This is a genomic window from Micromonospora purpureochromogenes, assembly GCF_900091515.1.
Lineage (GTDB): Bacteria > Actinomycetota > Actinomycetes > Mycobacteriales > Micromonosporaceae > Micromonospora > Micromonospora purpureochromogenes.
On record NZ_LT607410.1, the window covers coordinates 4,017,858 to 4,041,613 of the forward strand.

The 23,756-nt window shown below is 71.7% G+C and carries 24 protein-coding genes and 1 riboswitch; of the genes, 10 read left to right on the forward strand and 14 right to left on the reverse strand.

Going from position 1 to position 23,756, the window contains the following annotated elements:
* Positions 1 to 28 precede the first annotated feature (28 nt).
* Positions 29 to 140, forward strand: a riboswitch (SAM riboswitch).
* A gap of 31 nt (positions 141 to 171) precedes the next feature.
* From GA0074696_RS30855 to GA0074696_RS18615, 4 genes are all read left to right on the forward strand, one after another.
* Positions 172 to 321: a hypothetical protein gene (locus tag GA0074696_RS30855; protein ID WP_157746007.1), complete on the forward strand. Its 150-nt coding sequence runs from the start codon at positions 172 to 174 to the stop codon at positions 319 to 321.
* Between the two features lie 104 nt (positions 322 to 425).
* On the forward strand, positions 426 to 1,286 hold the full coding sequence (locus tag GA0074696_RS18605) for an ABC transporter substrate-binding protein (RefSeq protein ID WP_088962272.1): 861 nt from the start codon (positions 426 to 428) through the stop codon (positions 1,284 to 1,286).
* A gap of 43 nt (positions 1,287 to 1,329) precedes the next feature.
* Positions 1,330 to 2,127, forward strand: a complete 798-nt coding sequence (locus tag GA0074696_RS18610; protein ID WP_088962273.1) for an amino acid ABC transporter permease — start codon at positions 1,330 to 1,332, stop codon at positions 2,125 to 2,127.
* Entirely contained in the window at positions 2,124 to 2,867 is a 744-nt protein-coding gene (locus GA0074696_RS18615; RefSeq protein ID WP_088962274.1) for an amino acid ABC transporter ATP-binding protein, read from the forward strand. The genes GA0074696_RS18610 and GA0074696_RS18615 overlap by 4 nt, the downstream gene beginning before the upstream one ends.
* 34 nt (positions 2,868 to 2,901) lie before the next feature.
* Here the strand turns inward: GA0074696_RS18615 and GA0074696_RS18620 are convergent, their stop codons facing one another.
* From GA0074696_RS18620 to GA0074696_RS18640, 5 genes are all read right to left on the reverse strand, one after another.
* Entirely contained in the window at positions 2,902 to 3,951 is a 1,050-nt protein-coding gene (locus GA0074696_RS18620) for an NlpC/P60 family protein (protein WP_088962275.1), read from the reverse strand.
* Positions 3,952 to 3,995: 44 nt separating this feature from the next.
* Complete coding sequence (locus GA0074696_RS18625; RefSeq protein WP_088962276.1) at positions 3,996 to 4,481, reverse strand: poly-gamma-glutamate biosynthesis protein PgsC/CapC; 486 nt, start codon at positions 4,479 to 4,481, stop codon at positions 3,996 to 3,998.
* Positions 4,481 to 5,719: a poly-gamma-glutamate synthase PgsB gene (gene pgsB, locus GA0074696_RS18630; RefSeq protein WP_088962277.1), complete on the reverse strand. Its 1,239-nt coding sequence runs from the start codon at positions 5,717 to 5,719 to the stop codon at positions 4,481 to 4,483. Before pgsB ends, GA0074696_RS18625 begins: the two co-directional genes overlap by 1 nt.
* 1 nt (position 5,720) lies before the next feature.
* Positions 5,721 to 8,036 carry a HAMP domain-containing protein gene (locus GA0074696_RS18635; protein ID WP_157746009.1) on the reverse strand — a complete coding sequence of 772 codons (2,316 nt, stop codon included), beginning with the start codon at positions 8,034 to 8,036 and terminating at the stop codon, positions 5,721 to 5,723.
* 195 nt (positions 8,037 to 8,231) lie between these two features.
* Positions 8,232 to 10,250, reverse strand: coding sequence for a gamma-glutamyltransferase family protein (locus GA0074696_RS18640; RefSeq protein ID WP_157746011.1), 2,019 nt, complete (start codon positions 10,248 to 10,250; stop codon positions 8,232 to 8,234).
* A gap of 351 nt (positions 10,251 to 10,601) precedes the next feature.
* Here GA0074696_RS18640 and GA0074696_RS18645 point away from each other — a divergent pair, with 351 nt between their 5' ends.
* From GA0074696_RS18645 to GA0074696_RS18660, 4 genes are all read left to right on the forward strand, one after another.
* Entirely contained in the window at positions 10,602 to 11,213 is a 612-nt protein-coding gene (locus GA0074696_RS18645) for a DUF6230 family protein (RefSeq protein WP_088962279.1), read from the forward strand.
* A 68-nt stretch (positions 11,214 to 11,281) separates the two neighbouring features.
* On the forward strand, positions 11,282 to 11,896 hold the full coding sequence (locus GA0074696_RS31440; RefSeq protein ID WP_197700750.1) for a DUF6114 domain-containing protein: 615 nt from the start codon (positions 11,282 to 11,284) through the stop codon (positions 11,894 to 11,896).
* Positions 11,896 to 12,873, forward strand: coding sequence for a hypothetical protein (locus GA0074696_RS18655; RefSeq protein WP_088962280.1), 978 nt, complete (start codon positions 11,896 to 11,898; stop codon positions 12,871 to 12,873). The genes GA0074696_RS31440 and GA0074696_RS18655 overlap by 1 nt, the downstream gene beginning before the upstream one ends.
* A 529-nt stretch (positions 12,874 to 13,402) precedes the next feature.
* Positions 13,403 to 14,101 (forward strand): C39 family peptidase, encoded by a 699-nt coding sequence (locus tag GA0074696_RS18660; RefSeq protein ID WP_088962281.1) that lies wholly within the window; start codon positions 13,403 to 13,405, stop codon positions 14,099 to 14,101.
* Between the two features lie 176 nt (positions 14,102 to 14,277).
* On the opposite strand, the gene tatC is transcribed toward GA0074696_RS18660, so the two are convergent.
* From tatC to GA0074696_RS18685, 5 genes are all read right to left on the reverse strand, one after another.
* Entirely contained in the window at positions 14,278 to 15,231 is a 954-nt protein-coding gene (tatC, locus tag GA0074696_RS18665) for a twin-arginine translocase subunit TatC (RefSeq protein WP_088962282.1), read from the reverse strand.
* Positions 15,232 to 15,249: 18 nt separating this feature from the next.
* Positions 15,250 to 15,561: a Sec-independent protein translocase subunit TatA gene (gene tatA / locus GA0074696_RS18670; RefSeq protein WP_088962283.1), complete on the reverse strand. Its 312-nt coding sequence runs from the start codon at positions 15,559 to 15,561 to the stop codon at positions 15,250 to 15,252.
* A 213-nt stretch (positions 15,562 to 15,774) separates the two neighbouring features.
* The gene (locus tag GA0074696_RS18675; protein WP_088962284.1) at positions 15,775 to 16,023 is read right to left on the reverse strand and encodes a hypothetical protein; all 249 of its coding nucleotides are present in this window, start codon (positions 16,021 to 16,023) and stop codon (positions 15,775 to 15,777) included.
* Between the two features lie 10 nt (positions 16,024 to 16,033).
* Positions 16,034 to 17,059, reverse strand: coding sequence for a helix-turn-helix transcriptional regulator (locus GA0074696_RS18680; RefSeq protein ID WP_088962285.1), 1,026 nt, complete (start codon positions 17,057 to 17,059; stop codon positions 16,034 to 16,036).
* Positions 17,056 to 18,054, reverse strand: coding sequence for a helix-turn-helix transcriptional regulator (locus GA0074696_RS18685; protein ID WP_088962286.1), 999 nt, complete (start codon positions 18,052 to 18,054; stop codon positions 17,056 to 17,058). Before GA0074696_RS18685 ends, GA0074696_RS18680 begins: the two co-directional genes overlap by 4 nt.
* A gap of 114 nt (positions 18,055 to 18,168) precedes the next feature.
* On the opposite strand from GA0074696_RS18685, the gene GA0074696_RS18690 reads away from it, so the two are divergent.
* A complete protein-coding gene (locus GA0074696_RS18690; protein ID WP_088962287.1) occupies positions 18,169 to 19,170 on the forward strand; it encodes a cation diffusion facilitator family transporter in 1,002 nt (333 codons plus the stop codon).
* Positions 19,171 to 19,213: 43 nt separating this feature from the next.
* The gene (locus GA0074696_RS18695; RefSeq protein WP_088962288.1) at positions 19,214 to 20,299 is read left to right on the forward strand and encodes a DUF3866 family protein; all 1,086 of its coding nucleotides are present in this window, start codon (positions 19,214 to 19,216) and stop codon (positions 20,297 to 20,299) included.
* Positions 20,300 to 20,401: 102 nt separating this feature from the next.
* Here the strand turns inward: GA0074696_RS18695 and GA0074696_RS18700 are convergent, their stop codons facing one another.
* From GA0074696_RS18700 to rfbA, 4 genes are all read right to left on the reverse strand, one after another.
* Positions 20,402 to 20,596 (reverse strand): hypothetical protein, encoded by a 195-nt coding sequence (locus tag GA0074696_RS18700; RefSeq protein ID WP_088964671.1) that lies wholly within the window; start codon positions 20,594 to 20,596, stop codon positions 20,402 to 20,404.
* Positions 20,597 to 20,655: 59 nt separating this feature from the next.
* Entirely contained in the window at positions 20,656 to 22,014 is a 1,359-nt protein-coding gene (gene pafA / locus GA0074696_RS18705; protein ID WP_088962289.1) for a Pup--protein ligase, read from the reverse strand.
* Positions 22,015 to 22,082: 68 nt separating this feature from the next.
* Positions 22,083 to 22,706, reverse strand: a complete 624-nt coding sequence (locus GA0074696_RS18710) for a dTDP-4-dehydrorhamnose 3,5-epimerase family protein (RefSeq protein ID WP_088962290.1) — start codon at positions 22,704 to 22,706, stop codon at positions 22,083 to 22,085.
* 117 nt (positions 22,707 to 22,823) lie between these two features.
* On the reverse strand, positions 22,824 to 23,711 hold the full coding sequence (gene rfbA, locus GA0074696_RS18715) for a glucose-1-phosphate thymidylyltransferase RfbA (RefSeq protein WP_088962291.1): 888 nt from the start codon (positions 23,709 to 23,711) through the stop codon (positions 22,824 to 22,826).
* Positions 23,712 to 23,756: the final 45 nt, after the last annotated feature.

Sequence of the window (23,756 nt, forward strand, 5' to 3'; positions counted from 1 at the left end):
GCCGGGCCCTGCTGCTAGCCTTCTCGCAGGTCATGAGCGCCAGCGTCAAGCCCCGGCTCGCTGGCCGGCAACCCTCCTCCACGGTGGGGTGCTCCGGGTGAAGACCAGGCACCGGTGTGGCACCGGTGCAAGCGTGGCCTGGTTGCCAGGTCAGCACCGACCAGGAGAACCATGTCTGCTCAACTTTTCGCCCCGCCCGTCGGCGGTGCCGTGCCCGCGGCCCCGTCCGACGCGCCGGCTGCCCGCCTGCTGCTGGTCAAGCGGCGACACGTCGACCTGATGCGGGTCTGCAGCGACGGCTGTCGCCGCCCGACCGCGTAGTCGACGACCCCCTTTCCTCGTACCACCTCCAGCGGTTTGCCCGTCCGGCACGCCGTCTCCCGGCGCGCCCGTGTGCCCGCCGACCGATCAACCCGGAGACACCTGTGCGATTTCTTCCCGCTCTGTCCAAGGTGGCCGCGCTCGGCGCCGCCGCCGTCCTCGCCGCCACCGCGCTGACCGCCTGCGGCGACGACTCGTCCGAGGCCGCCGACAACCCGTACGGCCTGCTCCAGCCGGGCGTGCTGCGCGCCGGCACGCTGACCGACGCGCCGCCGAACGTGTACCTGAAGGACGGCACGTTCACCGGCTTCGACAACGACCTGCTCACCGCGGCCGCGGCGAAGGTCGGCCTGAAGGTGGAGTTCGTCGGGACCGACTTCTCCGCGCTGCTGTCCCAGGTCAACAACCGCAAGTTCGACATCGGCAGCTCCTCGATCACCATCACCGAGGCGCGCAAGAAGACCGTCGACTTCGGCAACGGCTACGACTTCGGCTACTTCGGCCTCGACGTGCCCGCCGGTTCCCCGATCACCAGCTTCGACCAGCTCGCCGGCAAGCGGGTCGTCGTCGTGCAGGGCACGGTGCAGGACGACTACGCCACCGGCCGGAACCTCGACCCGGTCCGGGTGCCCGACTACAACGGCGCGATCAACCAGCTCAAGGCCGGCACCGCCGACGCCTGGATCGCCCCCGCCGAGATCGGCGAGAAGTCGGCGGCGGACAGCAGCGGCAAGATCACCGTGGCGGCCAAGCAGCTCAGCCCCGCCCCCACCGCGTACGCGTTCGCCAAGGGCAACGACAAGCTGCGCGAGGCGCTGAACAAGGGACTCGACGAGGTCATCGCCGACGGCACCTGGACCCGGCTCCAGGCGCAGTACTACCCGGGCCGGCCGATCCCGGCCGACTTCAAGCCCGGCAGCGGGGCCGTCGCGGTGCCGGCGGCGTCGGCGTCGACCACCTCCTGACGGTACGGATGACGAGCGAGCGGGGCGGACGGGGACGAGACCGATGGACACCTTGAGCACCCTCTGGGAGACCTTCTTCGACCGGGACTCGATGCGCGAGGCGCTGCCCGAGATGCTCACGGTCGGGCTGCCCAACACGCTGATCCTGGCGATCTCCGCCGCCCTGCTCGGCTCGATCCTCGGCATGCTGCTGGCGATCGCGGGCATCTCGCGTACCCGATGGTTGCGGTGGCCGGCGCGGGTCTACACGGACGTCTTCCGCGGCCTGCCGGCCGCGGCGACCATCCTGCTCATCGGTGTCGGCCTGGCGCCGCTCGGCATGGAGGTCTGGGGGCCCAACCCGTACCCGTTGGGCATCCTGGCGCTGTCGCTGATCGCCGGCGCGTACATCGGCGAGATCTTTCGCTCCGGCATCCAGAGCGTCGAGGCCGCCCAGCTGGAGGGGGCGCGGGCGCTCGGCTTCTCCTGGGGCGAGGCGATGCGGCTGGTGATCATCCCGCAGGGGGTACGCCGGGTCCTGCCGGCCTGGGTCAACCAGCTGATCGCGCTGATCAAGGACTCCAGCCTGGTCTACTTCCTCGGGCTGGTGGCCAGCCAGCGGGAACTGTTCCGGATCGGCCAGGACTACGCCGCCACCACCGGCAACGAGTCGGCGCTACTGCTGGCCGGCCTGTTCTACCTGGCGTTGACCGTGCCGCTGACCCACGCGGTCAACTGGATCGACCGGCGGCTGCGCCAGGGACGGTCGGTGACCGTCGACCCCGACGACGACGGCGGGCTGGCCCTGGCCGGCGAGACCGCCCTGCCCCCGCAGACCCCGACCGGGAAGGACCACCGATGACCGCCACCACCACCACCTCGGTCAGCCTCGCCGTCCGGGACGTCCACCTCGCCTTCGGCGCCAACCGGGTGCTGCGCGGCGCCGGCCTGCACGTCGGGCGCGGCGGCACCGCCTGCGTGATCGGCCCCTCCGGCTCGGGCAAGTCCACCCTGCTGCGCACCATCAACCGGCTGATCGAACCGGACCGGGGCGACGTGCTGCTCGACGGGCGCAGCGTGCTGCGCGACGACCCGGACGCGCTGCGCCAGCGGGTCGGCATGGTCTTCCAGCAGTTCAACCTCTTCCCGCACATGAGCGTGCTGCGCAACATCACCCTGGCGCTGCGCCGGATCAGGAAGCTCTCCGAGGACGAGGCCACCGCGGTCGCCCGCGCCCAGCTGGAGCTGGTCGGGCTGGGCGGCAAGGCGGACTCCCGCCCGGCGCACCTGTCCGGCGGGCAGCAGCAGCGGGTGGCCATCGCCCGGGCGCTGGCGCTGCAACCGCAGGTGATGCTCTTCGACGAGGCCACCTCGGCGCTCGACCCGGAGCTGGTCAAGGGCGTCCTCGCCGTGATGGCCGATCTTTCCGCCGACGGCATGACCATGGTGGTGGTCACCCACGAGATGGGCTTCGCCCGCGAGGTCGCCGACACCGTCGCCTTCATGGACCACGGGGTGGTGCTGGAGGCCGGCGAGCCGGCCGCGATCTTCGAGGCGCCGGAGCACCCCCGGCTGCGCCGCTTCCTGTCCCAGGTGCTCTGAGCCCCTGGCCGGCGGCGGCTCCCGGCGGGGTCGATCAGAGCCGGCGGGCGGTCAGCCACCGGTCCGGCCAGTAGCCGACCCCGTCCAGCAGGGGCGCGCCGGAGAGGTCACCCATGGTGGGACCGTCGGTCTGGGACCGGCTGGAGATGAACCGGTGGTGCCCGCCGTCGTCGATGCCGAGGTAGATGCCGGAGTGGTCGATCTGCCGGCTTGGCACCGGCTGGGCGTTGAAGAAGACCAGGTCACCGGGGAGCAACTTGTCGATCCCGCGGGCCCGCTGGCCCGAATTGGGCATCAGCTGGACACCCGGGCCCACCTCCGCCATGGCGTACGCCCGGCGCGGCAGGCCCTCGCCCGGGGTGTTGGTACCGCGCAGCGGATAGCCGAGCCGGTGACCGTAGACCATTCGCAGGTAGCCGGAGCAGTCCAGGGCCAGCTTGCGCTGCGGCTCGGGGATTGCCGCCTTGCCGTCCAGGAACGACCAGGGCAGACCCAGGTAGTCGTAGAAGTCGGAGCGCTCCTGACGGCCGTCGGGATCCGCCGGGTCCGGCGGTCCGAACGAGGCGTCGCCGGAATACTGCTGCCCCTGGTTGTCCCGCTTCACCGGTGCCCCGTCGACGTACTCGAAGGCGATCGACAGCACGTCCGGCGAGCGGTCCCGGCGGGCGGCGGCGAACCAGTCGACGAACCACTGCTCCTGTTCGGCGCCGGCCCGCCACGGCTGCGGCGCGAGCCGGACCCACATGTCGGTCTCGATCTTCGCGTCCGTGAAGCGCGGCTCCTCGAACGTCCGGGACGGACCGTAGATGTGTGCGGTCCGCGCGCCGTCGGTCATGATCGCGACCGGCTCCCCCGACGAGTCGATGATCTCCGTACGATCCGGTTCGGACGACCGCTGGTAGTGGTAACCCGACGCGCCGGCCGCCTGGCCCTCGGTCGCCTTCGCCAGGCCCAGGGTCAGCTCGGGTTCGTCCCCAGCCGACGGCCGGGCCACCAGGTAGGTGAGCATGCTCGCGGTGATCAGCAGGACGAGCCCGAGGATGCTCGACACGGCCGGCCTGCGGAGATACCTGCGATAGCTCATTCCTGCTTCTCCTTTCGATGACGGGTGCGAGTCGGACGGAAGGGTCAGGTCACCGGCACGAAACCCGCGACGACGCCGCTGTACGTGATGCCGAACGTGATCGCCGTCACGATGAGGGTCGCCAGGATCGTCGCCCTCGGCGGCTGGCGCACGAGCTGGTAGGCGATCAGCCCGGGAATCACGAAGCCCAGCGTCTGGTGGGCGAACAGCAGTGGCAGGTCGCGCTGGACGAGCAGGAACATGGACAGCTGCAACAGCACGCTGACCAGCACGATCGCGGCGAACAGCCGCTTCCCGTACAGGATGATCACCCGGTGCATCAGCCGGGCGATGAGGTAGGTGACGATGGTGACCCCGACCACGATCACCGCCTGGAGCTGGTCCTCGATGAGGGTCAACGCGATCCAGCCCGGGGTGATCATGCCGCCGGGCGAGAGGTTGGTGGTCAGGTAACACAGCAGGGCGAACACCAGCCCGATGCCGAGGCTCGCCGTGGCCAGCTGGGCGCTGAGTTCTCCGCCGAACGTCATCAGTGGCTCCCTTCTCCGGTCGAGGTACGAAGGGTGGAGGCGGAGGGAGAGCCGTCCTCGCAGGTCCAGCCCGGCAGTGTCGCCAGCTGGTGGACCAGCACCTCACCCTGCCCATGGATGTTCCCGACGGCGACGATCGAGGAGTCGTCCGGGGTCGCTGCGGTCACGCCCTGCAGCAGGCTGTCCGGATCCGGTTTGCCGCCGAGGTCGATCACCCGGTCCTGAAGGTCCGCGGGCACGGTGGTCCGGGCGCTCTTGGTGACCTCTCCGATCAGGACGATGGTCTCCGGTCTCACCCGGCCGCTCAGCTCGCCCATCTGCCCGTTGCGCTCGATCCGGTCCGGCCGGCAATTGATCACCATCGTCAGCGGGCGGGTGATGAGCTGCTGGTCCTCCAGTTGCTGGATGTTCATGAAGGTCGACTCGGGGTCGTTGGCGGCGAAGATGTTCGCGAACCGGAACCGCTTGTCGCCGTGCATCACCCGGGCCACGGAGAGCACACCCGGGTCGGGCGGCGCCTCCCACATGCCCCGCAGCGCGCTCTGCCGGTCGACGCCCAGTTCCCCGGCGACGGCCAGCGCGATCGCGACGTTCTCCTTGAAGGTGATCCAGCCGAAGCCGTTCATCTCGTGGTCGCTGACCGATTCCGGGTCGACCGCGATCAGGCGGCAGTCCCGCCGGTCGGCCTCCTCCTGCAGGATCGCGAGCCGTTCCCGCTCGGCGGTGATGCAGGTGCCGCCCACCGGCATCGACCGGCTCAGCGACCGGGCGACATCGTCCAGGGTGGGCCCCATCTCGGCGAGGTGGTCCTCGCGGACGTTGCACAGCACCCCGATGTTCGACCGGATCAGCTTGCTCTGGTTGACCTCCTGCAGCGCCGGCATCACCGCCATGCACTCCATGACCAGAGCGTCCGGATGGTAGACGGCGGCCCGCCGCACGATGCCGATCTGCTCGACCACGTTGGCGATGCCGAACTTGCGGTGCACCGGCTCCTCGCTGGCGTCCGGGAAGATGAACCGGGCCGCCGTGCCGGTGGTCTTGGCCACCACCACCTGCCCACCGCCGCGCAACCCGCCGGCACAGAGCCGGGTGATCGAGCTCTTGCCCCGGATGCCGTTGACCAGCACCCGGTCCGGAATCATGTTCAGGTTCCGGTAGTGGTTACGCTGCTCGACCATCCCCGCGCCGAACAGCGCCACACAGCAGAGGACGAAAACGACGTAGAGGTATACCACGTCAACTCCTTTCGTCTCGGTCGTCGGCGCGGGTGTCGGCACTCTCGCTCAGCCAGACAGTGGCCCGACCGGCTTCGGGTTGCGGCGGGACCTCGGGCAGCACGACGGTGCGGTCCTCCTCGGTGCCGCGCAGCCGGCTCGCACCGCCCAGCCGGCTGGAGCCGGTGTGCCGGACCTGGCGGCAGACCTCCAGGCACATCGCCAGCGCCCCGATGTCGTCGTGGCGTTGCGGCGAGATCGGCTCCTCCACGTCCCCCTCGCTGATCCGGTCGGCCTGCACGGCGAGGCGGCGCAGCGGCCGCGCGAAGACGAAGTACTGCCACGTCTGGCTCAGCAGCACCACGCCCGTCGTGGCACCGGCCACGAGCAGCGTCCACCGCCGTCCGTCGCTCTGCGGCAGCCGCAGCCCGGCCAGGTCCTGCTCCACCACCAGCGACCACTTCAGCGGAGCCACGGTGTTCGGCTTGTTCAGGCCGGCGGCGGCGATCAGCGCCGGCCTGCCGTCCGGCGTCTTCGCCATACCCACAGTGCCGCCCTTCAGCGCCTCGGAGGCGGCAACCCGGGCGGTGCCCTCCAACTGCTGGAAGGCGCGGAAGCCGTTGGAGTCGAAGACGGTGCGCAGGTCCTCGTCGACGACCCGTACCTGCCCGTCCACCGCCCGGATCATCTCCAGCAGGTAGTCGATGTCGAACTCGCCGACGGTCGCGACGCCGTTGGGAGCGACCCGGAAGGCGTACACCAGCGGCACGCGTGCGGTTTCGCCGTCCAGTTCGATGCCGGTCTCACCGCGCAGCGGCTCCTTGCGAAGCGGCTCCCGTCCCGCGGCACTGACGACCGATCCGTTCGGGTCCATCAGGTAGAGGCTGCGGAAGCGGTGTTTGTCGGCCAGTTCCTGCTTCAGCTGCGGGGCCAGTTGAGCCGGGTCGGGCGTCGCCTCCGACGCCTGGGAGATGCGGGTCACCGTCTGCAGGCCGTTGTTCAGCGCCTTGCCCATCACGTTGCTCGCCGCCTCGGCCCTGCTCTCCTCGTCCCGGACGAGTTGGCCGGGGATCGGCGGCTCAGGTGAGCTCAACGTGTAGGCCGCCGCCGCCGCCGGCCAGAGCAGCGCCACGACGGTGGCCAGGGCCATGCCCTGGTTCACGGTCGGTCGCCACCGCCACCGCCAGCGCTTCCGGCCGGCGGTACCGGACGATGGATCGTCGGACGTGAGCGACAGCGCCCGGGCGATGCGGTGGGCCTCCGCGACGCGCAACGGGTGCCGCTTGCTGGGGACCTCACCACAGGCGTCCGCCTTGGCCCGCTCCAGCAGCGACCGGACGGGCCTGACCAGCGCCAGCCGCATCAGCAGGAAGCTGGGCACCGCCATCGCCAGCAGGGTCAGGCCGAGCAGGAAGCCGTGCACGGTGGAGGTGCCGCCCGTTTCCTCGGCGACGATGAGGGTCGCCACCGTCGCCCCGGTCTCCCCCACCGGAGCGGAGGAGACGACCAGTTGCTTGTTCAGCCACTCCGTCACCCGGATCGGGTGGCCCTCGGTGGATCGGGACTGCGCCAGCCCCTGGAAGACCACCGGCAGGTGGACGTCGGGTACGGCACTGACCCCCTGCATCAGGGTGCTCTTGCCGTCCGGTGTGATGACGAAGATGCCCTGCCGGGCGTTGGGGTTGAGGCGGAGTTCGTCCACGTCGAGCGGTTGGGTCGCCAGCAGGGTCCGGGTGCCGTCCAGCGCGACGCTGCGGACCAGCGCCGGCCCGTCCGGAGTGGTGATCGGGAACGTGTCCTTGGCGGGCAGCGCCGGTGGCAGCAGCTCCATCGGTACGCCGCTGCCGGCGGTGGCCAACGGGCGCCGCGACGCGGTCTCCACGATCGCGGCCCCGGTCCACTCCGTGCCGTTGCCCACCACCTGCTTGACGAACTCCGGGTCGGGCGTCGTCGGTGGCCGAGCCGCGATGCGCTGGTCGAGGTCCTCCACGTAGTGGTTGATGGTCAGCCGCATGCTGGAGGCGACCTTCGACACGTTGTCCCGCTGCGAGTCGACCACGGCCGGGGGGACGCCCCGTTGGTTGTTGATGGCGAACCCGAGCACGATGGCGGCCGCCAAACACATGATCGCCCAGAGGTACAGCATCGACGGCTTGCCGGAACCGGCGGGAAAGCCGGCAGTCGGGAGCTGCTGGTCCAGCGCCCGTCGCCGCCACGGGACCGCCTGCTCCTGGGGCGGGTCGGAGGGCACCGACGGCACGGACGCGCGCCCGCGGAAGGGCTGCTGATCGCGGCCCCGGTCGGGGGCGGGCTGTTCGCCTCCGTTCCTGCTCTTCATGGCGACCCTTCGCTCTCGGCGACATCGGAACGTGCGCGTCATGTCGATCATCGAACTCGGCAGGGTGAGGAGACTTCACCCGACCGGGATGAACTCGGCGGGCGTCGAGTCCGCGTCGCGGCCGCGTCGAGCGGTGGCACCACGTGGCGGCCGACGGGGTGAGGCCGCCTCACACCGCGGAGGTGAACTGGTACGTCAGCGCCCGATCGCGCTGCCGTCGCGGCGCTTGTCCGCCGCCCCGAGCAGCTCGTCGCCGCGTACCTCGATCGCGGTGAGACCGCTGTCCAGTGCGATGAGCCGGGGACACGGGTGCTCGCGGACCACGAGTTCGGCCATGATCGCGCTGACTCGCCGGCCCGCTTCGAGCTCGGAAGGCGCCCCGACCGACTTTCCGCACTTTCGCGTGATGTCCTGCCCGCTGAAATGCCCCTGGTCGATGGCCTCGGCCGGCCCCATGCCGTCGACGATCACACCCACCAGCGCCTGGGTCACGTAGTCCGGGATGTGCGAGCCGCCGGCGGCGCCCACCACCAGCTTCAGCTTCCGTCCCTGTTCATCCAGGACGATGGTCGGCGACATCGACGCCGTGGGACGCTTCTTCGACTCCATGACGTTCACCGGCTTGCCGGGTGAGACCGACGACGTGTCGGTGAAGTTGTTCATCGCGTTGTTGAGGATCATCCCCCGCGCCTCGAGGTGCGCCCCGAAGTGCGTGTTGATGGTGGTCGTCATGGACACGGCGTCGCCGTCGCTGTCCACGATGCTCACGTTGCTGGTCGGGTCGCCGACGTCGATGGTGCTCGGGACGTCCCCGGTCGGCCCCGGAGGGATCCGCTCCGGCGGCTCTCCCGGTTTGACCGGGTCGATCGCGCGGTCCGAAGAATAGAGGGAGAAGCGCTGGTCGAGATACTTGTTGTCCAGCAGACCGGCCGCCGGCACCTTGTGGTAGGCCGGGTCCCCGATGTACGCCCGGCGATCGAAGTTCGCCAGCCGGCTGGCCTCGACGAAGAGGTGCATCCGATCGGCCGAGTCCGGCTCGCTCCTGCCCACCTGGCCGCGGTCGAGCAGGCCCAGCATCTCCAGTACGGACACTCCCCCGAACGCGGGCGGCGCCGAGGTGCACACCAGCACGCCCAACACCTTCCGGCACATCGGTTTGCGTTCGATGGGCGCGTATTCGGCGAAGTCCTCGGCGGTCATGAGACTGGGGATCACGACCGGTCCGGCGGTGTTTCCCTTCAACTTGAACGGCCCCTTCGCCGCGTGCTGCACGATCGCCGGGGCGATCTTCCCCTTCGGGTCGTAGAAGGCGTCCGCCCCGCCGTCCCGAACCTCCCGCAACACCTGCGCGATCTCCGGGTTGCGAATCGTCGTACCCGGCTTCTTGGCCTTGTCGCCGTTGCAGTAACGGGGGCGCAGGTCGGGGTAGTTGCAGCGCTTGCGCCCGTTATTGCGCTCGTCGAGCCCACTGCTCAGGGCTTCCGGCATGGGGAAGCCGTTCGCGGCCAGGTTGATGGCGTCGTCGAAGAGCTCGTCCCAGGGGAGGTCCCCGTACACGTCGTGGACGTCCGAGAGCACCCGCAGCGTGCCCGGGACAGCGAACGCCCGGGCCGTCGCCGACGCCGCGTACGGGAACCGGTCGACACCGAGCGCCTTACGCTCCTGGTCGGTGGGAGTCATCAGGTTCTGCGGCACGTTCTTCGGCGCTCGGGACATGCCGTCGAAATACCGCACCGTGTGTTTGTCGGGATCCCAGTAGTTGATCAGCGTGCCGCCGGTCAGCCCGGAGGCGTGTGGCTCCACGACGGCCAGGACCGCCTGCACGGCCACGGCCGCATCCGCGGCCGAACCGCCCTTGGCGATGATTTTGCAACCGGCCTGGACCGCGAAGGGATTGGCCGCCGCCACCATGAACTTCCGACCCACGGCGTCGGCTTCCCGGCCGGTGGTGGGATTCGCGCACGAGTCGGCACGCGCCGCAGCCGTGTTCGCTCCGGTGACCGCTGACGACAGAGCCGGAAAAACGAGCGTCAGCACCAGCGCGGACAGGTAGGAGCGCCGCTTCCGTGCGTACATACAACAACCTCCCGGGATTGATGCCGCGGCCTCGGACCAGGAATCTGCTCGGATCGCGTGAGGCCTTCGCCCTGCTGTCCGTTCCGAAGGGACGGCTCCCGCCGTTGGGCTGGCACATTCGGTTGCACACGCGGGCACAGTCGTCGACGCGCCGACGTGGAAAGGCAGCCGACACCGGCATCATGGTTCTCGTTCGGGTGACCCCGCAGGGCATCGCGAGAAGTCGTGGCCGCTGGGACGAGGGTGTCGAAGGTGGTAACCGGCAGTGCGGCGAACGAACGCGGCTACGCCGAGCCCACCCAGAGCGCCTGACGCTAGGTGACGAATCCGCACCCGGCTGTCTACAGCGTGTTAGCGTCGGGGTGGCGGTGCCTGCTGGCGTACGCGCAGGGAATGGCCCATCTTGGCCGCCGTCATCGCCCAGCTGGCCACGAGCCCTCGTTGGCGCTCGTCCGACCACCGGCACGACATCCACCCTGAGGAGGAACCGTGCAGGAGAGGTCCGACATCCCGGGACGTACCCGTTGGCGGCGCTTCGCCGCCCTGGCGATCCCGGCGACCGCGGTCGCCGGCGTGATCGTGTTCGGCATGGCCAACGGCGCCATGGCCGCCTCGTTCGCCGTCTCCGGGCAGACGTTCAAGGTCTCCGCCTCGGAGCTGCGCGGTGAGGGCTTCGTCCAGTACGGCGGCGTCGCCCAGGAGGTCGACGGGACGAGGCACCCGGTGGCGACCACCGGTATCCGCAGGGCGCAGCTCTTCGACCTCTGCCAGTCGGTGAAGGCGCCCGGCGTGCCCGCCGTGATCACCCTCAACGCCGGGGGCGGTGGCCGGCCCGCCACCGCCAGCGACCTGCTGATCGACGCCGAAGAGCTCGAGGGTGACGCCCGGTTCACGAACATCCAGATCAACCGGGACGCGTCGACCCTCGAGGGCGGCCCCCCCAACGCGAAGGGTCCCCGGGGGACGTTCGGCCAGCAGGCCGACACCGTCACGATCACGAACCTCCGCCAGGTGGCCCGCTCCACCGAGGCCCGGACGTTCAACCTCACCGGATTGAAGCTGAAGGTCAAAACGGGCGCGGCCGCCAAGGAGTGCTTCTGAGCTGACCTCCGCCCCGCTGTCCGTGTGGCGGAGGCTGTGCTCGACCCCTCACTCGGCAGGAGGCATGGGTGGACAACGGCGAACCGCGGAACGCCCGGCCGGAGCGGCTCCGCGACCGGCGCGGCTTCCGCCGCTGGCGACGGACCCGACCGTTCTGGGGCGGCCTGTTCACCGCCCTGGCAGGTCTGCAGATCTTCGGCACCACCCAGATGTCGCTCGCCGGCCTCACTCTCCAGACGGGGACGACCGGCTTCCTGTCCTGGCTGATCCCCACCATCCTGGTGACCTGTGGGCTGCTGATGTGGTTCAAGCCCCCGCACCGGGTCCTCTACGCCGTGGTCGCCGCCGTGACCGCGCTCTTCTCGCTGATCGGAGTGAACCTCGGCGGCTTCTTCGTCGGCCTGCTGCTCGGCCTGGTCGGCAGCGCCCTCGGTTTCGCCTGGACGCCGAACACCCCGCCGAGCGCCGCGGCGGCCAGCGAGCCGGCCGGCGAGCCAGGGGTACGGGACGAGACAGCCGACGACGCGAGCGGGCCCGACGAGACCACGGGCGACCGGACGGCACGACCCGGGACGCCGGAGAACGGGCCGGGGCCGGACCAGCCCACGGCCGGTACGGGAGCTGACCGGACGGCCCCCGACGCTGCCCCCAGCACGGGCAGCCGGCCCTCGTCGACGAACTGATGTCCGGCCGGGACAGCCTGGGGCTGCACCTCACCCGGCCGTCGCCCGGCGCGTACCAGGAGTCCGCTGCGGCCCCGAGGCTCTGGCCGGCCGAGCGGACGAAGCCCGAGCAGCCGGTGCCCCCACAGCGCAGCCTACGGTTCTTCGCGGCGCTGCTGGGGCTGCTCGGGATCTCCGCCACCGTGACGCTCGCCGCGCCCGGCCTGGCGCGGGCGTCGACCGTACCCGTCCCGGCCCGGGACGGGCCCACCTGCCCGACCGAACCGGCGCCGGACGGGCTGGCCGGTTCGTCCGCGATCAGCCCGAGCGGGTACGCGAAGGCGAACGTCCTCGCCCTCAGCGGCCTCGGCCCGTTCTACCGGGGCCAGGACGACGCGGAGGGTGCCAGGCGGCAGCCGGAGCGCGCGGCCGCATCCGGCCCGCCACCGCTCACGACCCTGCTGGCCGCCGGCTCCGGGCCGATCGTCCTGGCTCTCGACTGCGCCCGCCCCGAGCCGACCCCGGCCGCCCCAGGGGCCGGGAAGACCTTGCCGAGGATCCCCGCCGAGCCCGGCCAGCCGCTGGTGGCGAAGAGCCCGGTCCAGCTGACCGGCTCCGCCATGACCATGACGGGGTTGCGGATCGAGGGAATCGTCGAGCTGCCCACCGCCGGCGGCACCCTGCGGGCCTTGAAGTTCAGCATGGATCGGGTGACGACCGACGACGCCCGACTCCGCGCACCCGGCTCGGCCGGCCGCACCGTGCGGGTCGCCACCGATCAGCTGACGCTCAGCGGCGAGGTCGCCGTCTACGCCACCCGATTCGTCGGACGTCTCCCCGGCGTAACGATCACGCTGAGCCCGGAGCTGCCGCTCCCCCCGGGGATCGCCACCACCTCGCCGGTCCCGGTGACGTTCACTGGCGTGGCTGTCGACCTGGCCTTCCTGGAGGGCCACTCGCTCACCGCCCGGCCGGCGCTGAAGCTCAGCGTGAACTGACGGCTGCACCGTCGGTCAGACGCCGCGATCCTCAACCCCGGCGCGGTCGGGGCCAGACACGCCCTGCGGCACCGTGGCTCACGCACCCGACCTGACTGCGCCGGCAGGCCGTGCGGGAGCCACCACGAGGCGGTGGGCGGCCGGAAGGCCCTGTCCCCCGCCACCGGGCATCAGTGCGACGCCCCCTCGATGACGCCTCCCACCGGCAACCGCATGCCGCCAATTGGGCCTCGGACGGCAATCCACGCGGCGTGGCATATGCGGCCCAGGAATCCTGAGCATGGGCGCCGGCCCCGCGTCGGGTGACCGGCTCCGAGATCCCTCCCGTCGCACCCGGTCCCAGCGCCACCTTCCGCACCAGCCTTCGCGCGCCCCGGGGCCCTTCTACTCCTCCTGCGGGATTTCCGCGCGTGATTGCGCAAAGCCGACCGGAACCCCCGCTACTCGGGTAGTCTCGCGCGTTTCCGTGAACCGGGCCCGGGTAAGCGGCGGGCGACGGCCGGTAAGACCAGTCGAGGGGAGTATCACGATGAATTCGGTGTTCCGTAAGAGCGTGCTGTCCGTTGCCGTGCTGGCCAGCGGCGCCTTCACTGGTTCGGCGATCGCCGCCCAGGCGTCCGCCGATCCGATGACACCGTCGCAACCGACACAGGTGCAGAGCGTGCCGGCCTCCGCCGACCAGCCTCCGCCGCCGCCCGCGCCCCCGCCGGCGCCTCCGCCGGAGGACGGGCAGCGGGTGCTCCACTACGACTATCAGCGCCAGCCGAACTCCTACTACTGCGCGCCCGCCGCAACCCGGATCGCCCTGTCCACCCAGGGCAAGGTCGTGAGCCAACGCGAGGTCGCCGACAAGCTGGGCACCACGGCGGACGGCACCGACTCGGTGGACGCCACCACTCGCGTGCTCAACGACATGACCGCCGGCGGCTACGAGACGACCGAGATCCAGGGCGCCGAGGCCGACCCGCAGCAGGAAGCTGAGCTGCGCAACAACGTGGTGGAGGCGGTCGACGCCAACCGTGGCGTGGTAGCCAACATCATGGGCACCGCCGTCGACACCGAGGGCCACCGGTACTCGTACGAGGGTGGGCATTATCTGAGCGTCGTCGGTTACCGCGACGGCGGTGAAACCATGAAGATCGCCGACCCGTACGACCCGACGAAGAGCTACTGGATGACCGACGACAAGCTCGCCGACTGGATCGCCGCACGCGGCTACTCGAGCTAGCCCCGACCAGGACGTTCCCGCCGGCCGGGTCCCCCACGGGACCCGGCCCACGCTTGGGTCGGCCCGGCACCGCTCCCGGACATCCCGCCGCCTCTCGCCGTTCAGCGGGAGGAAACGGCGGCGCCGCCCCCGTCAGGCGGAGGCGGCGTCGTGGACAACCCGGGGCGCGGACGCCGTCAGGTCATGTCGTCGAAGCGGCGGTCGATCGGGGCGGGCGCCGCGACCGGCGCCGGCGCGTCGACCGGCCCGGAGAAGTCGACCCGCGCCGACGCCTCGACCGGCTCGGTGTCCAGCTCCAGCGGCGACACCTCGTCGTCGCTGAGGTCGGAGTAGATCTCCTTGCCCCGGCCCCGCCGCTTGTCGTTGATGAAGGCCACCCCGACCGCGGCGAAGTAGAGCGCGCAGAGGCAGATCGCCAGTGCGGTCATGCCGAACGGGTCGGGGGTCGGCGTGACCACCGCCGAGAAGGCGAAGAACACGAAGACCGCCACCCGCCACCAGCTCAGCAGCTTCCGCGCGCTGGCCAGGCCGACGAAGTTGAGCATCAGCACGATCAACGGGAACTCGAACGCCACCCCGAACAGCAGGATCAGGTTGGTGACGAACGAGATGTACCGGGTGATGTCGAGCGTGGTGGTGATGTCGCCGCCGCCGGAGACGTTGAGCAGGAACTCCAACCCCTTGGCGGTAACGAAGAACGCCAGCACGGCGCCGGCGGCGAACAGCGGCGCCGCCAGGGCGGTGAAGAAGTACGCGTACCGCCGTTCGTGCCGGTGCAGGCCCGGCGCGATGAACGCCCAGAGCTGGTAGAGCCAGACCGGTGCGGCGATGATCAGACCCACCCAGAGGCCGACCTTCAGCTGGAGCAGGAACAGGTCGGCCGGACCGAGCTGGACAAAGTTGCACGACCCGTTGACCAGGCGCGCCTTCGGCAGGTCGCAGTACGGCTGCTGCAACAGGTGCAGCACCGGACCGGAGAGCCAGATGCCGAAGCCGAAGCCGACCATGATCGCCAGTGAGGCGCGGAAGAGACGGTTGCGTAACTCACGGATGTGCTCCATGAGCGTCATGGAGCCGTCGGCGGCCCGTTGGAACTCGTTCGGGCCGCGCTTGCGGAGCGCGAAGGCCACGGTGCTCGGGCCCTTCGGTCAGTTGTCGCGGACGCGCTGCACCGGGTCGACCGGCGGGGCGACCGGCTGCTGCGGGGCCTGCTGCGGGGCGTACTGCTGCTGCGCGTACGGCTGCTGACCCGCGTGCGGCGGCAGCGGCTGGTAGCCGGCCTGCGCGTCGGCCTTCTCGGCCAGGTCGCGGTCGTCGTCCTGCAGGCTCTTGGTCTCCGCCTTGATGATCCGCAGCGAGCGGCCCAGCGAGCGGGCCGCGTCGGGGAGCCGCTTCGCGCCGAAGAGCAGGATCAGCACGACCACGAGTACGGCGATGTGCCACGGCTTGAGGGCACCCATGGGAAGCTCCAGTCGCTCTGTGTCGAAGGGTGTGTCGCAGCCCATCGTACGTGCGTCGAGAGCCGTTGCCACCCGCCGGGCCGCTGGTGACGCGTCCGGCCGGTGAAGTCTTGACCACCCTCGCGTGTCCCGTCAACCACCTGACGACGTCCATCCGTGCGCAAAAGGAAGCCGGATCGCGCAGCCGACGCGCAGTTCACCGACCGGGGTCGATCACTTCCCCCGCTTGGCCTTGATCAGCTCCACCCGCTGCTGGGTCGTCTCGACCTGCCGCTGGAGCGTCTCGGCCCGCTCGGAGAGCGCCTCGGCGGCCTCGCGCAGCACGTCCGCGTCGGCCTGGCGGCGCTGCAGCGCCACCGCCGCCCGACGCAGCCGGGGCAGCCGCGCCAGCACCGGCCGGACCGCCAGGGCCAGCACGACGAGCGCGAACAGCACCACCGCGAGAACGATCCACTTCACCACGGCGGTCAGCCTACTGGGTGACGGCCCCCACCGCCGGGTCGGCCGACGGTGCGCCGTCGCCCACCAGCGTCCCGTACGCCTCCAGCGCGGCGAGCGCCTGCGCCCGTACCTGATCGGCGAGCTCGGCCGGGGCGACCACGGTGACGTCCGGCCCCAGCCCGAGCACGAACCGGCGGGCCCAGCCCAGGTCGGTCACCCGCAGCGAGACCAGCCACTGGTCGCCGTCGCCGGCCTCCACCCGCTCGCAGGGGTAGTACTCGGTGATCCACCGCTCGCCCCGACCGATCCGCAGGGTGATCAGCGGCAGGTCCGGCGAGGGGCGGAACACCCCGTCGGTGAGGTCGTGCGGACGCGCCTGCGGCGGCACCACCGCCGGCTCGTCCAGCTCGGCGACGGCGTCGATCCGGTCGGCCCGGAAGAGCCGGACCGCCTCGGCCCGGCGGCACCACGCCTCCACGTACGCCCGGCCGCCGACCATCAGCATCCGCAGCGGGTCGATGGTGCGCTCGCTGGTCTCGTCCCGCGCCGCCGTGTAGTAGGTGATCCGCAGCGCCCGGCCGCCCTCGACCGCCGACCGCAGCGCCTCGACCTGCCGGGTGTCCCCGGGCAGCCGTACCGCCACCGGGGCGCCGACCAGGTCGCCGGCCGCGTTCTCGATCTTCGCCAGGGCCCGCTCCACGGCCTCCCGGTTGGCCACCCCGGGCGTCTCCGCGAGCATCCGCAGCGCCACCACCAGAGCCAGCGCCTCGTCCGGGGTCAATCGCAGCGGCCGGTCGATGCCGGCGTCATAGGTGATGGTGACCCGGTCGCCGTCGAAGGCCATGTCGATCAGGTCACCCGGGCCGTAGCCCGGCAGTCCGCAGACCCAGAGCAGCTCCAGGTCCTCGCGCAGCTGCCGCTCGGTGACGCCCAGGTCGCCGGCCGCCTCGGCGATCTCGATGCCGGGGCGGGCGAGCAGGTAGGGCACCAGGTTGAGCAGCCTGGCCAGCCGGTCGGCGGAGGTGCGGGAGCCGCCCCGGGCGGCCGGCCGGGTCACCGGGGGCCTCCGGCCACGGCCAGGTCGTCCTGCCGGACGGCGATCTCCTTGAGCCGTTGGATCACCGCGTCGCGCACCTCCGGCGGTTCCAGCACCCGCACGTCCGGGCCGTACCCGACGAGGTGGCCGGCGAGGGACTCGGGGTCGGCGTACGGCAGGACCAGCCGGTCGCCGTCGGGACCCGGCAGGGTCTGCACGGCCCAGCGGCGCAGGCCGGCGGCGCGGCCCGGGGCGGCCAGCACGGTGGCCCGGCCGGTGCGCTCGACCGGCCCGGACCAGCGGGCCACGTGGCTGATCAGGTCGACCCCGGCGGGCGGTTCGTACCCGCCCGGCTCGCCGGTCACCCGGACCGCGCCCACCACCCGGGAGAGCCGGAAGCAGCGGGTGGCGTCCCGGTCCAGGTCGTGGCCGACCACGTACCAGCGGCCGCGCCAGCAGACCACGCCCCACGGCTGCAACCGGCGGCGGGTCGGCGCGTCCCGGTCGGGCACCCGGTAGTCGAAGCCGACCTCGCGCCGGTCCCGCGCGGCGGCGGTCAGCGGCGCGAACGCCGGGTCGACCGTGACCATCGGCTCCAGGCCCAGGGTGGCCTGCGGGTCCACGTCGACACCGGCGGCGCGCAGCTTCGCCAGCCCGGAGGAGGCGGCGGCGGCCAGGCCCGCGTGCTGCCAGAGCCGCGCGGCGATGCCCACCGCGGCGGCCTCGTCCGGTTCCAGGGGGATCTCCGGCAGCGCGTACTCCCGGTGGGCGATCCGGTAGCCGGGCTCGGCGTCGAAGACGCTGGCCGTGCCGGTCTCCAGCGGCACCCCCAGCTCACGCAGCTCGGCCTTGTCCCGCTCGAACTTGCGCTGGAACGCCTCGTGCTCCTTGGCGTCGTCCGGATCATGCTCGTAACCGGGCACGGTCGCGGCGATCTGCGCGGCGGTCAGGAACCGTCGCGTGGAGAGGAGACAGATCACCAGGTTGACCAGGCGTTCGGTACGGCTCCGCGACACGTGTGAACGCTAGCAGCCCGCAGGCCGCACCCGTGCACCCACGCGGGCGCGGCGCGCGGCACACCTGCCGCCGTCGCCCGGCGGTGGCGGCCCGGCGGTCTTAGGGTGAGGCGCATGTCGGAAGGCGAAGCCAAGAACGAGAGCGTCGGCACCGTCGTGGTGGCGGGCGCGGCGAACCTCGCCATCGCGGTGGCCAAGCTGGTCGCCGGGCTGATCTCCGGCTCCGCCGCGATGCTCTCCGAGGCCGCCCACTCGGTCGCCGACACCACCACCGAGGTGCTGCTCTACCTGGCGCTGCGCCGGGGCGCCCGGCCCGCCGACACCCGGCACCCCTTCGGGTACGGCAAGGAGAGCTACGTCTGGGCGTTCCTCGCCGCGCTGTTCACCTTCGTCGCCGGGGCGGGCTTCGCCATCACCCACGGCGTGACCACCATCCTGGTGCACCGGCACAGCGGCGACTACCTCGTCTCCTACGTCGTGCTGGCGGTCTCCTTCGCCATCGAGTCGATCTCGCTGGCCCGGGCGGTGCGCCAGGTGCGCAAGGAGTCGCGCCGCTGGCGGACCTCCCCGCGCCGGTTCCTGCGGCTGACCGCCGACACCACCGTCAAGGCGGTGTTCCTGGAGGACAGCGCCGCCCTCGTCGGCCTGCTCCTCGCCGCGGTCGGGCTGGGCCTGTCCCACCTCACCGGCGACGAACTGTGGGACGGCCTCGCCTCGATCGCCATCGGCCTGCTGCTGCTGGTGGTCGCCGTCATCCTCGCCAGGAGCAACCTGTCGCTGCTGGTCGGGCGCGCGGTGCCGGAGCGCCTGCACCGCGAGATAGAGCAGGAAATCGCCGGTCTGCCGACCGTGGACCGGGTCGACACCCTGATGACCATGCAGCTCGGCCCGGAGGACATCCTGGTGGCCGCCAAGGTCGACTTCCACGATCAGGCCACCGGCGCCGACATCGAGGCCGCCGCCGACGAAGCCGAGCGCCGGCTCACCGCCCGCTACCCGGAGATCGGCTACGTCTTCCTCGACCCGACCCGGTCGATGCCCGGCGCCGACGGGCGACTCGCCCGGCGTACCCAGGACCCGGCCGACCAGCGGCCCGTCGAGCCCGGCACGCCCTGACCCGGGCGCGGCCGAGCCGCGCGGCGCGGATAGCGTGCCGGGCATGGTGCGATGGCGGTCGGGAACGGTGGCGGCGGTACGACGGCGGTGGGCCGGCGCGGTGGAACTCGACGTCGACCTGCCCGACGGCGGCGGCCTGCGCGCCCTGGCGTACCCCGCCCTGGTCGGCGACCCGGCGCCCGGCGACCGGGTGCTGCTCAACGCCGGCGCCCTGCTGATGGGGCTGGGCACCGGCGGCTACGCCCTGGTCGTGGCGCTGCCCGACCGGCTCCCGCCGGACCCGGCGCAGGCCGGCGACACCCGCGACGCCGGCCACCTGGTCAAGGCCCGCTACACCCCGTTGCAGGCGATCATGCTCGGGGTGGACGAGGAGGCGTCGGAGCACCACGAGCTGCTGGCCCGGGCGGAGAGCCTCGACGGGCTGCCCGTGGTCGCCGCCGACCTGCACTCGGCGCTGCCGGCGATCCTGGCCGGCGTACGCGCCGAGGCCCCCGACGCCCGGGTGGCGTACCTGCTCACCGACGGCGGCGCCCTGCCGGCCTGGTTCTCCCGCACCTTGGACGGGCTGCGCGGCGAGTTGGTGGGCACGGTCAGCGTCGGGCAGGCGTTCGGCGGCGACCTGGAGGCGACCACCCTGCACAGCGGCCTGCTGGCCGCCCGGCACGTGCTCCGCGCCGACGTGGCGATCGTCGCCCAGGGCCCGGGCAACCTGGGCACCGGGACCACCTGGGGCTTCTCCGGGGTCGCCGTCGGCGAGGCGGTCAACGCCGTCGCCACCCTCGGCGGTCGGCCGGTCGGTTCACTGCGGATCTCCGACGCCGACCCGCGCCCCCGGCACCGCGGCGTCTCCCACCACAGCCTCACCGCGTACGGCCGGGTCGCCCTGGCCCCGGCGGACCTCGTCGTGCCCGACGGCCTGGACCCGGCGCTGGCCGCGGAGGTGGACGCGGCGCTGGCCCCCCTCGCGGGGCGGCACACCCTGGTCCGGGTGCCCACCGCCGGCCTGGACGCGGCGCTGCGCGCCCTGCCGGTCACGCTGTCCACCATGGGCCGGGGCCTGGACGCCGACCACGCCTACTTCCTGGCGGCGGCCGCCGCCGGCCGGCACGCGGCCCGCCTGGCGGCCTGACCGCCCCGGCTCAGCGCGGCGGCCCGTTCCACCGTTTACGGTGGGTCGCGGTGTCCTGGCCGGCGGTCACCCCGACTCGCCGCCAAACCGCGGCGCGCGGGATCAGCCGACGAGGAAGATCAGTGCCAGCCAGCCACCGACGATGGCGACCAGCGCGACCGCGAGCACCCAGGTCGGCACGGTGTACTCGCCGCGGCGGTTGCGCTCGATCTCGGCGCGGATCTTCTCCCGGCGCCGTTCGACCCAGTTCAGCTTCTCGGTGCCGCGATCGCGGTCGGAGGGTGAGGAAGTGTTCATCGCGACGCCAGCGTACCGGTGCGTCGGCGGCCGGTGCCGGGCACCGGCCGCCGACGTCCTCACATGCTGGCGATCAGGCGTTCCACCCGCTCGTCGTACGCCCGGAACGGGTCCTTGCAGAGCACGGTGCGCTGCGCCTGGTCGTTGAGCTTCAGGTGCACCCAGTCGACGGTGAAGTCGCGCCGCTTCTCCTGGGCGTGCCGGATGAACTCGCCGCGCAGCCGGGCCCGGGTGGTCTGCGGCGGGGTCTCCTTCGCCTCGAAGATCTCCGGGTCGGTGGCCACCCGGTCGACCTGCCCGCGCCGCTCCAGCAGCCCGTAGAGGCCCCGGCCACGACGCAGGTCGTGGTAGGCCAGGTCCATCTGGGCCACCCGGGGGTGCGACAGCGGCAGATCGTGCTTGCGCTGGTAACGCTCGATCAGCCGCAGCTTGGTCACCCAGTCGATCTCGCGGGCCACCGGGTCGAGGTCGCCGCTCTCCACCGCGCCGAGCACCCGGCCCCACAGCTCGACCACCCGCTTGGCGGTCTGGTCGCCGCCCCGGCGCTCGACGAACTCGGTCGCCTTGGCCAGGTACTCATGCTGGATCTCCAGCGCGCTGACCTCCTTGCCGGAGGCCAGCCGCACCTTGCGCCGGCCGGTGATGTCGTGCGACACCTCCCGGATCGCGCGGATCGGGTTCTCCAACGTCAGGTCGCGCATCACCACCCCGGCCTCGATCATCCGCAGCACGATGTCGGCGCTGCCGACCTTGAGCAGCGTGGTGACCTCGTTCATGTTCGAGTCACCGACGATCACGTGCAGCCGGCGGTACCGCTCAGCGTCCGCGTGCGGCTCGTCGCGGGTGTTGATGATCGGACGGCTGCGGGTGGTCGCCGAGGAGACGCCCTCCCAGATGTGCTCCGCCCGCTGCGACAGGCAGTACACCGCCCCACGCGGGGTCTGCAGCACCTTGCCGGCGCCGCAGATCAGCTGGCGGGTGACCAGGAACGGGATGAGCACGTCGGCCAGCCGGCCGAACTCCCCGTGCCGGGAGACCAGGTAGTTCTCGTGGCAGCCGTACGAGTTGCCGGCCGAGTCGGTGTTGTTCTTGAACAGGTAGATCTCACCGGCGATGCCCTCGTCGTGCAGCCGCTTCTCGGCGTCGACGAGCAGCCCCTCCAGGATCCGCTCGCCGGCCCGGTCGTGGGCCACCAGGTCCACCACCGAGTCGCACTCCGGGGTGGCGTACTCCGGGTGTGAGCCGACGTCCAGGTAGAGCCGGGCACCGTTGCGCAGGAACACGTTGCTGGACCGGCCCCACGACACGACGCGGCGGAAGAGGTACCGGGCGACCTCGTCAGGGGACAGCCGACGCTGCCCGCGGTAGGTACAGGTGACGCCGTACTCGGTCTCAAGGCCGAAGATTCGCCGCTCCATGCTGTGACATTAGCCGCCCGGAGGCCCCGTTCGTCACTGTCACCGCACAGGTCGTGCTCTCCGGTCGATCACATACCGTCCGAGTACGACATTCCGTCCGGCCGCAGGCTCGCCGTGAAGGCCCGGCAGGCCTCGTACTCCGGCAGCAGGCCGGACTCGCGGGCCTGCGCCAGCGTCGGCGCGGCGGCGTCCCGGGCGGAGAGCTGCGGGGCCTCGGCCGGCCACTCGATGGCCAGGTCGGCGTCGAGCGGGTGCACGGCGTGCTCGCCGGTCGGGTTGTAGGTGGTCGAGCAGAGGTAGCTCAGCGTCGCATCGTCGGTCAGCGCGCAGAAGCCGTGCCCCAGCCCCTCGCTGAGGTAGACCGCGCGCCGGTCGACGTCGTCGAGCCGGACGCCCTCCCACCGGCCGAACGTCGGCGAGCCGACCCGCAGGTCCACGATCACGTCCAGCACCGCGCCGCGCACGCAGGTGACGTATTTGGCCTGGCCCGGCGGCACGTCGGCGAAGTGGATGCCGCGCACCACGCCGCGCGCGGAGACCGACAGGTTGGCCTGGGCCAGTCGCAGCGGATGCCCGACCGCCTCGGCGAGACGGTCGAAGCGGTACCACTCCATGAACAGCCCGCGCGGGTCGCCGTGCTGCTGCGGGCTGATCTCCCAGGCCCCCTCGATGCCCAGCTGCCGGATCTTCACGACTGTGCCACCTTCGTTCGCGACTGCGGGGCTCGCAGAACCGGCTCACTCCTCGCGCTCACCGGGCCACCTTCGTTCGCGACTGCGGGGCTCGCAGAACCGGCTCACTCCTCGCGCTCACCGGGGAACCGCCTCTCCGTGCTTCTCGGCCAGCAGGCCGAGCAGGTAGTCGCCGTAACCGCTCTTGGTCAGCGGCTCGGCCAGCGCGCGCAGTTGGTCGTCGTCGATCAGGCCGGCCCGCCAGGCCACCTCCTCGACGCAGCCGATCTTCATGCCCTGGCGCTCCTCGATCACCCGGACGAACTCGCCGGCCTGCATCATCGAGGCGAAGGTGCCGGTGTCCAGCCAGGCGGTGCCCCGGTCCAGCACGGTCACCGACAGCTCCCCGGCCTCCCGGTACGCCTCGTTGACCGCGGTGATCTCCAGCTCGCCCCGGGCGCTGGGCTTGAGGTCGCGGGCGATGCCCACCACCCGGTTGTCGTAGAAGTACAGGCCCGGCACCGCGTACCGGGACTTCGGCTTCTCCGGCTTCTCCTCGATCGACAGCACCTTGCCCTCGTCGTCGAAGTCGACCACGCCGTACGCCTCCGGGTTGGCCACCGGGTACGCGAACACCCGCCCGCCGACCGGGTCGCCGTGCGCGGCGAGCTGCCGGCCCAGGCCCGCGCCGTGGAAGATGTTGTCGCCCAGGATCAGCGCCACCGACTCGTCGCCGATGAAGTCCGCGCCGAGCACGAACGCTTGCGCGATACCCTCCGGGCGGGCCTGGGTGACGTACTCCAGCCGCAGGCCCCACTGGCTGCCGTCACCGAGCAGCCGCTCGAACTGGGACTGGTCCTCCGGCGTCGTGATCACCAGGATCTCCCGCACCCCGGACATCACCAGGGTCGACAGCGGGTAGTACACCATCGGCTTGTCGAAGATCGGCATCAGCTGCTTGGAGACCGCCCGGGTGATCGGCCAGAGCCGGGACCCGGTGCCACCAGCGAGAAGGATTCCACGCACCCGGGGAGACTACCTGCACCGGCGCGAACCGGACAGCGGGGTCGC